Raw genomic sequence first — 13,132 nt, 5'->3', positions numbered from 1 at the left:
ACCGGCCCCGCCTTCTCCCAGGCCCCTCGAGTCCGGAACTCGGGGCCGCCCGCGCCCACTCCGCGCACCGAATCCCCGCATGCCCCGCCGCAACTGCCCCGGAGGAAGACAGCATGAGCCGCAGTGACGTCCTGGTCGACGCCGACTGGGTCGAGGCCAACCTCGACAACCCGAACGTGGCGATCGTCGAGGTCGACGAGGACACCTCGGCCTACGACAAGAACCACATCAAGAACGCGATCCGCATCGACTGGACCAAGGACCTCCAGGACCCGGTCCGCCGTGACTTCATCGACCAGGAGGGCTTCGAGAAGCTCCTGTCGGAGAAGGGCATCGCCAACGACACGACCGTCGTCCTGTACGGCGGCAACAACAACTGGTTCGCCTCCTACGCGTACTGGTACTTCAAGCTCTACGGCCACCAGGACGTGAAGCTCCTCGACGGCGGCCGCAAGAAGTGGGAGCTGGACTCCCGCGACCTGGTCGACGGCTCGCAGGTCCCGAACCGCCCGGCGACGCAGTACAAGGCGAAGCCGCAGGACGCCTCGATCCGCGCCTTCCGCGACGACGTCGTGAACGCGATCGGCAGCCAGAACCTGGTCGACGTGCGCTCGCCCGACGAGTTCTCCGGCAAGCTCCTCGCCCCCGCCCACCTGCCGCAGGAGCAGTCGCAGCGCCCGGGTCACGTCCCGTCCGCGCGCAACATCCCGTGGTCGAAGAACGCCAACGACGACGGCACGTTCAAGTCGGACGACGAGCTCAAGGCCCTGTACGAGGACGAGCGGGTCGACCTGGCCAAGGACACCATCGCGTACTGCCGCATCGGTGAGCGTTCCGCGCTGACCTGGTTCGTCCTGCACGAGCTGCTCGGTGTCGAGAACGTCAAGAACTACGACGGCTCGTGGACCGAGTACGGCTCCCTCGTCGGTGTGCCGATCGAGCTCGGCGCCGCGAAGTAAGACCCCCGACCCGGGTTCAACAGACCCTTCCTGCCTAGGAGTTACGTATGTGTGGAGCGAAGGCCGGCGGTCCCGACGCCTCGACGATCAAGCCCGGTGAGACCACGATCCAGGGTCAGGTGACCCGTGACGGCGAGCCGGTGACGGGCTACGTCCGCCTCCTGGACTCGACCGGCGAGTTCACCGCCGAGGTGCCGACCTCGGCCACGGGCCAGTTCCGCTTCTACGCGGCCGAGGGCACGTGGACCGTGCGCGCGCTGGTGCCGGGCGGGACGGCGGACCGTACGGTCGTCGCGCGGACCGGTGGTCTCGCGGAGGTCGCGATCGCCGTGTGACGGCGGCGCCGCGACGCGCACACGACAGGCTCGAAGGGCCGCATCCCCGGGGGTTGGACGCCACTGGTACGGGGTGCGGTCCTTCGGCTTGCGCGGGGGCCTCGCGGCGGGCCTACGCTGGGGGTATGTCTGCGCGGCGGAAGCATGTGTACTTCGCCATGATGGGGCTGTGCATCGGCCTCTTCGTCCTGGCGTGGGGGCTCGTGCGGCTCTGGTCCGTGCCCGCCGCCGTCGGGATGTGCGTGGTCGCCATGGTCATCCCGCCGGTCGCCGCGATCGTCGCGAACCGGCGGGGGCCCGAGGACCGCTGGTGGGACGATCCGTCGGGCGACGCCCAGTCGGACGAGTGGTGGGACGAGCTGGACGGCAAGAAGCGGCCTCGTCCGTAACGGGTCTCATGTTCCCGGGCGGCGGTCCAGTGCCGCCGGTAGTGCCGCCGCCACCACCGCGAGCAGCGCGCAGACCGCGGTCGCCGCGCTCGTCGCCGCCCAGGGGACGCTCGGCCAGGTCGGGCCGGTCAGTCGCAGCACCGACCACGACAGGCCGGCCAGGCTGAGCGTCGCCGCGCCGAGGGCGAGCAGCGTGCCGACCGTCACCACCAGCAGCGCCTCCGTCGCGGCGAACGCGGCGATCTGGCGGCGGCGTGCGCCGAGCAGGGCGAGCGCGCGGCGTTCGGGCGCGCGGTCGGCGGCCGCCATCAGGGAGAGGGTGACCAGGGAGAGGACCGTGTAGGCGAGGACGACGGCGAGGACGGCGAGGAGCCCCGTCCGGCTCGCGGACCGGCCGCCCCCTTCCTTGCTCGCGCCCGCACTCCACTCCTCCTTGGTCAGGGCGGTGGCGCTGTGCCCGCGTGTGGCCCGTTCAAGTGCCGTGCGCACGGTGGCCGGTGCGGTGCCGGGGCGCAGCTTCACGTACGCGAGCGACGGGCGGGCGCCGAGGGCCCGGTCGGGCGTGACGTACGCGTCGGCCGTGGCGCCCGCGCCGAGCAGGCCGACCACCTTGAGCGTGGTCCGGGTGCCGTCGGCGCCCCAGACCCGGAACGTCTCGCCCAGGCGGCGCTCCCAGGTGGGCGACGCGACGACGGTGCCGGGACGGAGCGCGGCCAGCGAGCCCGCCGTGACCGGGATGTCGGCCGCCGCGGCCAGCGCCTTCGGGTCGACGGCGTCGACGGGCCGCCGGATCAGCGCCGTGTCGCCTTCGAGGGTGTAGACGCTGGTCGCGGTCGGCGTCGCCACGTCCACGCCGGGCAGCGCGCGCAACCGGCCCACCAGCGCGCGGTCGAGGCCGCCGTCACCGCGTGCCGTGACGACGTACTCGGCGCGCACGGGCCGCGTCCGCATCTCCTCCTTCGCGGCGTCGCCGGTCGCCGCGCCGCCGAGCAGCGCCGCCGTCAGGCCGACCGTGACGAGGACGGGCGCGGCCGTCATCGCGGTCTGCCGGGCCGAGGCGAGCGCGGCGGACGCGGCGACCTCGCCCGCCGCGCCGGGCAGCCGGGACAGGGGTACGGCGACGAGCCGGGCGACCGGGGCGGCGACCGCGGGCGCGAGCAGTGCGGCGGCGGCGACGAGGAGCATGACCAGCGGCATCCCCGTCTTGTTGTGGGTGGCGGAGTCGGGCTCGGTGAGCGCGTTGACCGCCATGGAGACGAGAGCCGTGGTCAGGCAGCCGAGGCCGAGGACCCAGCGGACCGGGGTCATCGCCCGGCTCTCGACCGCCGCCTCGCGCAGCGCCTCGGCGGGGCCGGTGCGCCCGGCCCGCAGCGCCGGGGTCGCGGCGGCGACGAGCGCGACGACGACCCCGGTCGGGAAGGCGACGAGGGCGGGGACGACGGAATCGCTCGGCACCGTCCAGGCGGGGGCCAGGCCGAGCGCGATCAGCCGGTCCAGGAGCGCGGGCGCGGCGAGCGGGCCGAGGAGGGCGCCGATCCCGGAGGCGACGAGCGCGAGCAGCCACGCCTCGGCGCGCACCATGCGCCGCACCTGGCGGCCGGTCGCGCCGACCGAGCGGAGCAGGGCGAACTCGCGGCGGCGCCGCCCGGTGGCGTACGCGAACGTCGACGACACGACGAACGCGCTGACGAACACGGCGAAGCCGCCCGCGATCCCGACGACCGTGTTGGCGTCGTTGCGGGCCTTGGCGTCGGCGGCCCGCGCCGGATCGACGCGGGCCCGGTCGTCGCCGGTCAGGACGTGCGCGCCGGTGCCGCGCACCAGCGCGCGCACCTCAGGGGCGGGCTGCCACAGTGCCAGCGCGTCGACACGGGGCGAGAGGCGGGCGGCGCGCGCGTCGGTGAAGAAGACGGTCGGCTCGGGGCCCGGGGTCGTCGTGCCGACGACGCGGTACGAGGCCGGGCCCGCCGCCGTCACGACCGTGACCCGCGCGCCCGGGCGGGCTCCGCGCCCGGCGAGGGCGATCTCGTCGGCGGCGCGCGGCGCACGGCCCGCCGTCAGCCGGTGCGGGGCCGTCCGGTGCGCCGACCAGGGGCGGCCGGTCAGCGCGGTGCCGGAGGCGAGCCGCGCCGGGACGATCCGGTCGACGACCGCGCCGGGCAGCTCGGCGGCGCGCCCGGCGAGGGAGGCGGTCAGCGGGCGGGGTGCGGCGAGCGGCGCGCTGCTCGTCCCGCGCGCGGTGTCCACGACGAGTTCGGTGTCGGGGACGACGACGGAGGGCGCGGCGGCGTACCGCTGCGGGCCGCGCTCGGGCGAGGTCAGGGTGGAGGCGAGCACCTGGCCCGCCGCCGCCATCAGGAACGTACCGAGGACGAGGGCGGTGAAGCAGCCCGCGAGGGAGGCCCAGCGGGTGCGGAGGGTGGCGAGGGCGAGGTTCAGCACGATGCCTCCAGGTGGAGCATCCGGGTCGTCACGGCGTCCGGGGTCGGATCGGTGATCTCGCCGGTCAGACGGCCGTCGGCGAGGAAGAGGACGCGGTCGGCGCAGGCCGCCGCGAGCGGGTCGTGCGTGACCATGACGAGGGTCTGGGCGTGCCGGTCGACGAGGGTGCGCATGAGCTGGAGGAGTTCGCGGCTGGTCGAGGCGTCGAGCGCGCCGGTCGGCTCGTCCGCGAAGAGCACGGCGGGCCGGGTCACGAGGGCGCGGGCGAGCGCCACGCGCTGCTGCTGGCCGCCGGAGAGCTGGGCCGGCCGGTGCCCCACCCGGTCGGCGAGGCCCACGGCGGCCAGCCCTTGCCGGACCAGGGCCGGGTCGGGGCGGCGGCCCGCGAGGCGCAGCGGCAGGGCGACGTTCTGCGCGGCGGTCAGTGACGGCAGCAAGTTGAAGGACTGGAACACGAATCCGATCCGCTCGCGGCGCAGGAGCGTCCGCCTGCGTTCGCTGAGCCGCGCGAGATCGTGCCCGGCCACCAGCACCCGTCCCGCCTGCGGCCGTTCGAGTCCGGCCGCGCACTGCAACAGCGTTGTCTTGCCGGACCCGGACGGTCCCATGACGGCGGTGAACGTGCCGTGCGCGAACGTCACCGACACGTCGTCGAGGGCGGTCACCGGTGCCTCGCCGCCGGGATGGCGGCGCGTGACGTGGTCGAGGACGACGGACGCGTCCGCTGGTCTTTTCTCCATGGCCGAGAGCCTGGCCGGGCGCGGACGGCGCCGGTATCGGACATGTGCCCAGGACCGGCGCCCAGGGCGATCTAGGATGCGCCGCATGGGCGGGGGAGACGGCCGGTTGTACGGCCGCGACGAGGAACAGGCGCGGCTCGACGGGCTGCTCGGCGCGGCGGCCGAGGGGCGAAGCGGGGTGCTCGTGGTCCGGGGCGACCCGGGCATCGGCAAGAGCGCGCTGCTCGCGTACGCCGCCGGGCGCGCCCGGGACACGTACGGCATGCGCGTCGTGCGGGCCACCGGGATCGAGACGGAGGCGGAGATCCCGTTCGCCTCGCTGCATCTGCTGCTCCACCCGGTGCTCGACCGGCTGGACGGGCTGCCCGCGCGGCAGGCGGACGCGTTGCGCGGGGCGTTCGGGCTGCGCGCGGAGGCGACGGACGACCGTCTGCTCACCGGCCTCGCCACCTTGTCGCTCCTCGCCGAACTGGCCGCCGACGGGCCCGTGTTGTGCGTGATCGACGATGCCCACTGGCTCGACCACGACTCCGCGCAGGCTCTGCTCTTCGCCGCCCGCAGGCTCGCCGCCGAGGGGGTCGTGCTGCTGTTCGGCGCCCGGCTCGGGCACGGCTTCAACCCGCCGGGCCTGCCCTCGCTCCGCCTGACCGGCCTCGACGGGACGAGCGCCGGACGGCTGCTCGACGCGCACGCGCCGGAGCTGCCGCGCGCGGCACGGGCCAGGACGGTCGCGGAGTGCGCGGGAAACCCGTTGGCGCTGCGTGAACTCCCGCCGTACGTCGATGTGCTCGGCGGCGACACGGCCTTGCCGCTGCCGCGCCGCCTGGAGGACGCGTACGCGGCCCGGGTCGCCGGACTCTCGGCGCCCGCGCGCCGGGCCCTGCTGGTCGCGGCGGCGGGCGACGGGGACCTCGCCGTGATCGAGCGGGTGACCGGGCGCGCCCCGCTCCAGGAGGCCGAGCGGGCTCGGCTCGTGCGGCTGCGGGGTGGCGCGGGGCGCCTGGAGTTCGGCCACCCGCTGATGCGCGGCGCCATCCTGAGCACCGCCGGACACGGCGAACTCGGGTCGGTGCACGCGGAGTTGGCGGACGCCCTCGCCGACGACCCCGACCGGCAGGTCTGGCACCGGGCGCTCGCCGCGACAGGCCCCGACGACGAGGTCGCCGACGCGCTCGCCCGGGCCGCCGCCCGCGCCGACGCCCTCGGCGGTCACGCGGGCGCGGGCGCCGCGCTGGCCCGCGCCGCCGCCCTCACCACCGACCCGGCGCGAAAGGCCCGCCGCCTCGTCGACGCCGCCCGCGCCGCCGCCGACGCGGGCCTGCCCGAGCGGGCCCGCGCCCTCCTCGACGAGGCCCGCCCCGCCCCCGACGACCCGCACACCCTGGCCCGCCTCCACGCACTGCGGGCCCGCGCCGCGTTCGAGGAGGGCGCCCCGGAGCAGGCCCACGACCTGCTGGTGCGCGGCGCGGAGGCGCTGGCGGGCGGCGCCGAGGCGGCAGCGCTCCTTGTCGACGCCGCACGCAACGCCTGGCAGCTCGGCGACCCCGTACGGCTGCGCGGCTGCGCCGACCGGCTCACCGCCCTCGCCCTCGACCCCGGCGACGGACTCGGACCCGCGATCGACGCGGTGCGCGGCGCCGCCGTCTTCCTGGAGCAGGGGCCCGCCCACGCCGTCCCCGTCATGCGGCCCCTGGTCGCGTACGGCCGGACCGCGACGAAGGCGCCGCGCGCCCTGCGGATCAACGCGGCGTTCGTCGCGGGCCTCATCGGCGACTTCGAGGCCGGGCGGCGGATCGCGGCCGAGGTGGCGGAGGAGTGCCGGGACGGCGGGGACATCGGCTGGCTGCCGCTCGCCCACCTTCCGCTGGCCGCGAGCGAGCTGTACCTGGGCCGCTTCCGGGAGGCGGCGGCCACCGCCGCCGAGGGGCTGCGGCTCGCCGCCGACACCGGCCAGCCGCACCGCGGCGGCCATCTCCACGGCATGCTCGCCTGGCTGGCCGCCGTACGCGGCGACCTTGACGAGGCACGCGCCCACGCCGCCCGCTGCCACGACCACTACGACGCCACCGGCATCGTCAACAGCCTCGCCTGGGCCGAATGGGCGCTCGCCCTCGCCGACCTGGGACGCGGCGACGGTGCGGCCACCGTCCAGCGCCTCGCCTCCGCGCAGGAGGGGCCTGCGCGGCGCCAGATCCACAGCGTGTACGCCGCCCCCGACTGGATCGAGGCCGCCGCCCGCACCGGCGACCCGACGCGGGCGCCGCTCGCCCGGTTCGCGTCCTGGGCCGAGGCGTCCGGGCAGCCCTGGGCCGACGCCGTACTGCACCGCTGCCGCGCGCTGACCGAGGACGACTGGGGACGCGCGCACACCCTGTTCACCACGGCCGTACGGCTGCACGCCGACAGCGGGCGGCCCTGGGAGGCGGCCCGCACCCGGCTGCTGTTCGGGGAGCGGCTGCGCCGCGAGCGGCACAAGACGGAGGCCAGGGCGCATCTGCGGTCGGCGGCCGAGACCTTCGAGCGGCTCGGTGCCACGCCGTGGGCGGAGCGGGCCCGCGCGGAACTGCGCGCCACCGGCGACCCGGGCACACCGTCCGGCGCGTCCGTGGCGCTTGACGCGCTCTCCCCGCAGGAGCTGCAGATCGTCCGGCTGGCGGCGACCGGGATGACCAACAAGGAGATCGGCGCCCGGCTCTTCCTCAGCCCGAAGACGGTCGGCTACCACCTCTACCGGGCGTTCCCGAAGCTCGGCGTCGCGAGCAGGGCGCAGCTGGCGGGGCTCGACCTGACGGAGGCGTGAGCCCGCCCGCGCCCGGCCGAGGCGGTTTCGTTACCGAAATCCATGCAACCCGCACGGGTGTCTGTGGGTCTCCTGTGCGCGCGGATACGGAATCCGCGCGTCGAGTTCCGTGGGGGGACCCGTTGGAAGACGCACCACCGCTGACGGCCGATCAGCCGCCGTCCGCACCACCACCGTCGCAGCCGGACCCGCCCGAGGCGGCTCCCGCGACCACACGCCCGCGCCGCCGCGGCCGCACCACCCTGCTGATCGCCTGCGCCGCCGTGCTCGGCGTCGTCGCGGGCGTCTGCACGGGCTACCTCGTCCAGGCCGACCGCGACCCCGACCCGCTGCCGCCACTCGCCGCGCAGACCATGGCGCAGGCCGGGGGCGCGGCCCCGCAGGCGTACGCCGCCACCGGCGACCGGCGCACCCGCACCGACGGCGACCTGCGCAAACTGCTCGTCCGGCGCCCCGCGGGAACGCAGGAGGCGGACTCCGTACAGGGCTGGCGCGACCTGTACGGCTACGCGAAGGACTACAGAGAGCCGGACTACATGTTCCGCGAGCTGTCCACGGCCTCCTTCCGCCGGGCAGCGGTGACCGCCTGGAAGAAGGGCCGGTCCTCGGCCAAGGTGCACCTGATCCAGTTCCGCGACGCGGAGAAGCTCGGGTCCCGTGACTTCCTCAGCGGCCAGCAGGGGTACATGAGCGAGAGCAAGTGGGCGGGCAACGACGGCGAGCCCATCCCCGGCAGCTCCAAGGGCCGCGTCTGGGTCTTCGACCATCCGCACACCGAGCCCGGCTATCTGCCGCTGTACGAGGCGAGGGCCCTCGCCACACGCGGTGACATCGTCATGGACATCTGGCTCTACGACACGAGGCCCATCCCGAAGAAGTCCGCGATGGACCTCGCGAAGAAGCAGTTGGAGCGGCTGTGAGCGACCAGATCCCGGCTCCGGAGAACACCCCGGAGACGCCCGCCGCGCGCAAGCGCCGGCGGTGGCCCGCCGTGGCGGCCGCCTGTGCCGTCCTGCTCGCCGTCGCGGGCGGCACCGGCTACACCGTGACGAAGGTCGACGCCGCCGACCGCACCGTGACGACCACGGTATGGGGCAAGCCGAAGCAGCAGGAGCAGCGGGCGGGCCGCGCGACCGGCGCGAAGAGCGACCTCATGGAGCGCCTGCTGCCGATGCCCGAGGGGTACGTCCCCGGACCCGACATCGACGAGTTCGGCAACGACAAGGCGATCACCGGCCCGGAAGCCGTCGCCCGGCTCAAGAAGGGCAGCGACGACCTGCCCGCCCGCCAGCGCGACGCCCAGCAGAGGGCCATCGACAAGCTGAAGCTCAAGGGCCTGGCGATGCGCAGCTATGCCTCGGGTGAGTTCTCCCGCCCTTACGTCAACCAGGACGCCGACTACGCCGTGGTCGAGATCCAGCTCGCCGAGCTGGAGAACAGGCGGATGGGCCGCGCGCTGGAGTCGTTCCGGTCGGCGTTCCTGCACACGTTCGCCGGATTCTCCAAGGGCCCGAAGATCAAGGGCCACAAGAACGCGGACTGTTTCCTGGCGCCCCGCACCAAGGACACCAAGCTCGACATGCTGCTGTGCAGCGCCTACGAGGACGACGTCCTGGTCACCGTGACCGCGTACGGCACCAAGGCCATCGACAGAAAGGCCGTCGCCACGCTGCTCGGCCAACAGCTCGACCACATCGCGTCGCGGGGAGAACTCGTATGACCCAGACGACCGAACAGCCCGAACCGGCGCCCGAGCTGCCGCAGCCCGCGACCGTGCCCGAGCCCGCACCCGCCCCGGTCCGCAAGGACCGCCGCGTGCTGCGGGCCGTGCTGCGCTGGACGGCGGCCGTCACCGTGTTCGCCGCCGTGGGCGCGGGTGCCGCCTACGCCGTCACACAGCAGGACCGCGGCGACCTGCCGGGCCTCGCCACCGAGAGCGACGGCCGCTGGGAGTACCCCGCGATCGAGAAGCCGCCGCTGCCCGCCGGCGCCCCGGCCGCGTTCGCCGAGACGAACGCCCGCGAGGAGCACTTCGCGGACCTGCGCGAGCTGATCCTGCCCGCGCCGAAGGGGGCGACCGGCGACAAGGCGCTCGCGGGCAAGGACGGCTGGCTGCCCACCGCGGACTACCTGAACGCGTACGAGGAGGACGCGCGGAGCGATCTCGCGCAGTTCCTGAAGGACGGCGGCCTGCGCCACGTGGCCGCCCGCGGCTGGACCATGCCCGACGGCACGCACACCCGTATCTACCTGCTCCGCTTCCAGACGGGAGCCTTCGCGCGCGAGTACGCGGCGCACGTGTCCGGGAACTCCTCCGCGCTACTCGGGGCACCCTCCACCGAGGAGGACTTCTCCTGGACCGGGGACGTCGGCACCCCCGTGCAGTACACGAAGCTCAACGTGTACGAGGAGGTGCCGCCCTACGACGCGGAGCAGGTCCGGCAGGCCTACATCCAATCCGGTGACCTGGTCGCCCTCGTCGTCCAGTCCGGCAAGGGCAGCACGCCCAAGGTCCCCTTCCGCCAGACGGTCGCCCTGCAGAACCAGCTCCTCGGCTGAGCCCGGCCGCCGCGTGCGGCGGACCTCACCGAGAGCGCCGGGCCCCACCCGACTACAGTGGGGCCCGGCTCTGTATGTCACCCGCGATGTAATCCGCTCACCGAGGAGCACCCGTGCTTGAGGCCTTCTTCTCCGCTCTCCTTGTCCTGGTCTGCGTCGGCGTCCTCGCCTTCGCCGGTCTGACCGTGAAGAAGCTGTACCAGGGCCAGCGCTGACCTATCGCACCGATTGAGTAACGCCATGATCCAGATCCCGTCCGACCTGCACCCCGACCTCGTCCCGCTCGCCTTCCTCCTGGGCAACTGGGCAGGCGCAGGCGTCACCGACTTCCCGGGCGCCGAGAAGGCCAACTTCGGTCAGGAGGTCTCCTTCACCCACGACGGGCGGGACTTCCTGGAGTACCACTCGCACAGCTGGATCCTCGACAGCGACGGCAACAAGGTGAAGCCGCTGGAGACCGAGTCCGGCTTCTGGCGCGTCGACAAGGACCGCAAGGTCGAGGTCGTCATGGTCCGCGACGACGGCGTCGTCGAGGTCTGGTACGGCGAGCTCGCCGACAAGAAGCCGCAGATCGACCTGGCCACCGACGCGGTCGCCCGCACCGCCGCCTCCGGCCCCTACAGCGGCGGCAAGCGCCTCTACGGCTACGTCAAGAGCGACCTGATGTGGGTCGGCGAGAAGCAGACCCCCGAGGTTCCGCTGCGCCCCTACATGTCGGCACAGCTCAAGAAGGTCGTCACCCCGGAGGAGGTCGCCGAGATGGCGCGCAACCTCCCGGACATGCCCGACGACGGCATCGCCTTCTTCAAGTAGTCCTACACTCGGTGGTGTGGTGAGCACCGAGGGAATCGACTGGAAGAGCGATCTGCGGCAGCGCGGCTACCGGCTGACGCCGCAGCGCCAGCTTGTTCTCGAGGCCGTGGACACCCTGGAGCACGCGACCCCCGACGACATCCTCAGCGAGGTCCGCAGGACGGCGTCGGGCGTCAACATCTCCACGGTGTACCGGACGCTCGAACTCCTGGAGGAGCTGGGCCTGGTCAGCCACGCCCACCTCGGCCACGGCGCCCCCACCTACCACCTCGCCGACCGCCACCACCACATCCACCTGGTGTGCAGGGACTGCACGGACGTGATCGAGGCCGACGTCGACGTGGCCGCGGAGTTCACCGCCAAGCTGCGCCGCGAGTTCGGCTTCGACACCGACCTGAAGCACTTCGCGATCTTCGGCCGCTGCGCCAAGTGCACGGACTCCCGGAAAGAGGACCAGGCGCAGGAATAAGCGGCGTCGGCCCCTCGTCGTAATGTTGGTGAACATGCAGCGACACGCAACGAGCAGCCCCTTGCTGACCCTGCCCGGCGCCGTCCCCGGTGAGGGCGTGGACGAAGGCGTCGCCGCGCACTACGGCGACCTCTTCCGCGAGCAGCGCTCCCTCGCCGACGGCTCGGGCGTCGTCGACCTCTCCCACCGCGGCGTCATCACCGTCACCGGCGAGGACCGGCTGAGCTGGCTGCACCTGCTGCTGACCCAGCACGTCACCGAGCTGCCCCCCGGCCAGGCCACCGAGGCGCTGATCCTCTCCGCCAACGGCCACATCGAGCACGCCCTGTACCTCGTCGACGACGGCACGACCACGTGGGCGCATGTCGAGCCCGGCACCCAGGACGCCCTCGTGGAGTACCTGGAGTCGATGAAGTTCTTCTACCGGGTCGACGTCGCCGACCGCACCGCCGACATCGCCGTCGTGCACCTGCCCGCCGGGTCCATCGCCCCGGTGCCGGACGGGGCGACCGTGCGCGAGACCCCGTACGGCCGCGACCTCTTCCTGCCGCGCGGCGACCTCGAACCGTACGCGAAGGAGAACGGCCCCGCCGTCGGACTCCTCGCCTACGAGGCGCTCCGCGTCGAGCAGCACCGCCCGCGCCTCGGCTTCGAGACCGACCACCGCACCATCCCGCACGAACTGGGCTGGCTGGAGACCGCCGTCCACCTCCAGAAGGGCTGCTACCGCGGCCAGGAGACGGTCGCCCGCGTCCAGAACCTCGGCAAGCCGCCGCGCCGCCTCGTCTTCCTCCACCTCGACGGCAGCGAGGTCCACCTGCCGCCCCACGGCGCCGACGTCCGGCTCGCCGCCGACGGCCCCGAGGGCCGCAAGATCGGCTTCGTGACGACGTCCGTACGCCACCACGAGCTGGGCCCGATCGCCCTCGCCCTGGTGAAGCGGAACGTGCCGGTGGACGCGGAGCTGATGGCGGAGACGACGGCGGCGGCGCAGGAGGTCGTGGTCGAGCCGTAGCGCTCCGCTGCCCGCCCGGTTCGGGTCTAGAGGTCCAGGAGCACGGTGAACGGTCCGTCGTTGGTCAACGACACCCGCATCTGCGCCCCGAACCGGCCCGTCGCCACGGTGGCGCCGAGCGCCCGCAACTGGGCCACGACCTCGTCGACCAGCGGCTCGGCGACGGGCCCCGGCGCCGCCGCGTTCCAGGTGGGGCGGCGCCCCTTGCGGGCGTCGCCGTAGAGCGTGAACTGGCTGATGACCAGCAGGGGCGCGTCGACGTCGCTGCACGACTTCTCGTCGGAGAGCACCCGCAAGGACCACAGCTTGCGGGCGAGCTGAGCGGCTTTCTGTTCTGTGTCCTCGTGGGTGACGCCCACAAGGACACAGAGCCCTTCCCCCTTGATCTCGCCGACGACTTCCTCGTCCACGACGACGCTGGCGCCGTCCACCCTCTGTACAACTGCTCGCATGCCCCCATCATGCCGTGGTCCAGAACCCCCCATCCGGGGCGGATATGGGGTACTCGCGCACAGAGCGGGCACCGGGAGTGGCACCATGCACACACGCGGTGCGCCGGTGGCGCACGGCGGCGGTCCGGTCGAGGGGACGGTAAGCACACCATGGATGCC

Annotated in this window: 13 protein-coding genes; 10 read left to right on the top strand and 3 right to left on the bottom strand. The window is 73.8% G+C overall.

The window, feature by feature from the left end; translation table 11 throughout:
• Positions 1-113: 113 nt before the first annotated feature.
• The 3 genes from ABZ877_RS26835 (at position 114) to ABZ877_RS26825 (ending at position 1,683) form a co-directional block, all read left to right on the top strand.
• Positions 114-959, top strand: coding sequence for a sulfurtransferase (locus ABZ877_RS26835; RefSeq protein WP_361075531.1), 846 nt, complete (start codon positions 114-116; stop codon positions 957-959).
• Positions 960-1,006: 47 nt separating this feature from the next.
• Entirely contained in the window at positions 1,007-1,294 is a 288-nt protein-coding gene (locus tag ABZ877_RS26830) for a DUF1416 domain-containing protein (RefSeq protein ID WP_018527919.1), read from the top strand.
• A gap of 125 nt (positions 1,295-1,419) precedes the next feature.
• On the top strand, positions 1,420-1,683 hold the full coding sequence (locus ABZ877_RS26825) for a DUF3099 domain-containing protein (RefSeq protein WP_361075529.1): 264 nt from the start codon (positions 1,420-1,422) through the stop codon (positions 1,681-1,683).
• Positions 1,684-1,689: 6 nt separating this feature from the next.
• Here the strand turns inward: ABZ877_RS26825 and ABZ877_RS26820 are convergent, their stop codons facing one another.
• Complete coding sequence (locus ABZ877_RS26820) at positions 1,690-4,125, bottom strand: ABC transporter permease (protein WP_361075527.1); 2,436 nt, start codon at positions 4,123-4,125, stop codon at positions 1,690-1,692.
• Positions 4,119-4,865, bottom strand: a complete 747-nt coding sequence (locus ABZ877_RS26815; protein WP_361075525.1) for an ABC transporter ATP-binding protein — start codon at positions 4,863-4,865, stop codon at positions 4,119-4,121. Before ABZ877_RS26815 ends, ABZ877_RS26820 begins: the two co-directional genes overlap by 7 nt.
• Before the next feature lie 85 nt (positions 4,866-4,950).
• On the opposite strand from ABZ877_RS26815, the gene ABZ877_RS26810 reads away from it, so the two are divergent.
• The 7 genes from ABZ877_RS26810 to ABZ877_RS26780 all read left to right on the top strand — a co-directional run bounded on the left by ABZ877_RS26810 (position 4,951) and on the right by ABZ877_RS26780 (position 12,521).
• On the top strand, positions 4,951-7,665 hold the full coding sequence (locus ABZ877_RS26810) for an AAA family ATPase (RefSeq protein WP_361075523.1): 2,715 nt from the start codon (positions 4,951-4,953) through the stop codon (positions 7,663-7,665).
• Positions 7,666-7,787: 122 nt separating this feature from the next.
• Positions 7,788-8,585 carry a hypothetical protein gene (locus tag ABZ877_RS26805; RefSeq protein WP_361075521.1) on the top strand — a complete coding sequence of 266 codons (798 nt, stop codon included), beginning with the start codon at positions 7,788-7,790 and terminating at the stop codon, positions 8,583-8,585.
• Positions 8,582-9,385: a hypothetical protein gene (locus tag ABZ877_RS26800; protein ID WP_361075519.1), complete on the top strand. Its 804-nt coding sequence runs from the start codon at positions 8,582-8,584 to the stop codon at positions 9,383-9,385. Before ABZ877_RS26805 ends, ABZ877_RS26800 begins: the two co-directional genes overlap by 4 nt.
• Complete coding sequence (locus tag ABZ877_RS26795; RefSeq protein ID WP_361075517.1) at positions 9,382-10,224, top strand: hypothetical protein; 843 nt, start codon at positions 9,382-9,384, stop codon at positions 10,222-10,224. Before ABZ877_RS26800 ends, ABZ877_RS26795 begins: the two co-directional genes overlap by 4 nt.
• A 240-nt stretch (positions 10,225-10,464) precedes the next feature.
• Positions 10,465-11,037, top strand: a complete 573-nt coding sequence (locus ABZ877_RS26790; protein WP_361075515.1) for an FABP family protein — start codon at positions 10,465-10,467, stop codon at positions 11,035-11,037.
• 16 nt (positions 11,038-11,053) lie between these two features.
• The gene (locus ABZ877_RS26785; protein WP_361075514.1) at positions 11,054-11,506 is read left to right on the top strand and encodes a transcriptional repressor; all 453 of its coding nucleotides are present in this window, start codon (positions 11,054-11,056) and stop codon (positions 11,504-11,506) included.
• A gap of 34 nt (positions 11,507-11,540) precedes the next feature.
• Entirely contained in the window at positions 11,541-12,521 is a 981-nt protein-coding gene (locus ABZ877_RS26780; protein WP_361075512.1) for a folate-binding protein, read from the top strand.
• Between the two features lie 26 nt (positions 12,522-12,547).
• On the opposite strand, the gene dtd is transcribed toward ABZ877_RS26780, so the two are convergent.
• Complete coding sequence (dtd, locus tag ABZ877_RS26775; RefSeq protein WP_361075510.1) at positions 12,548-12,973, bottom strand: D-aminoacyl-tRNA deacylase; 426 nt, start codon at positions 12,971-12,973, stop codon at positions 12,548-12,550.
• Positions 12,974-13,132: the final 159 nt, after the last annotated feature.

The sequence above is a fragment of the Streptomyces sp. NPDC046939 genome, assembly GCF_040644575.1.
In the GTDB taxonomy this organism is placed as follows: domain Bacteria; phylum Actinomycetota; class Actinomycetes; order Streptomycetales; family Streptomycetaceae; genus Streptomyces.
The sequence above is the reverse complement of the archived record's forward strand: the minus strand, read 5'-3'. Positions and strand labels throughout refer to the sequence as shown.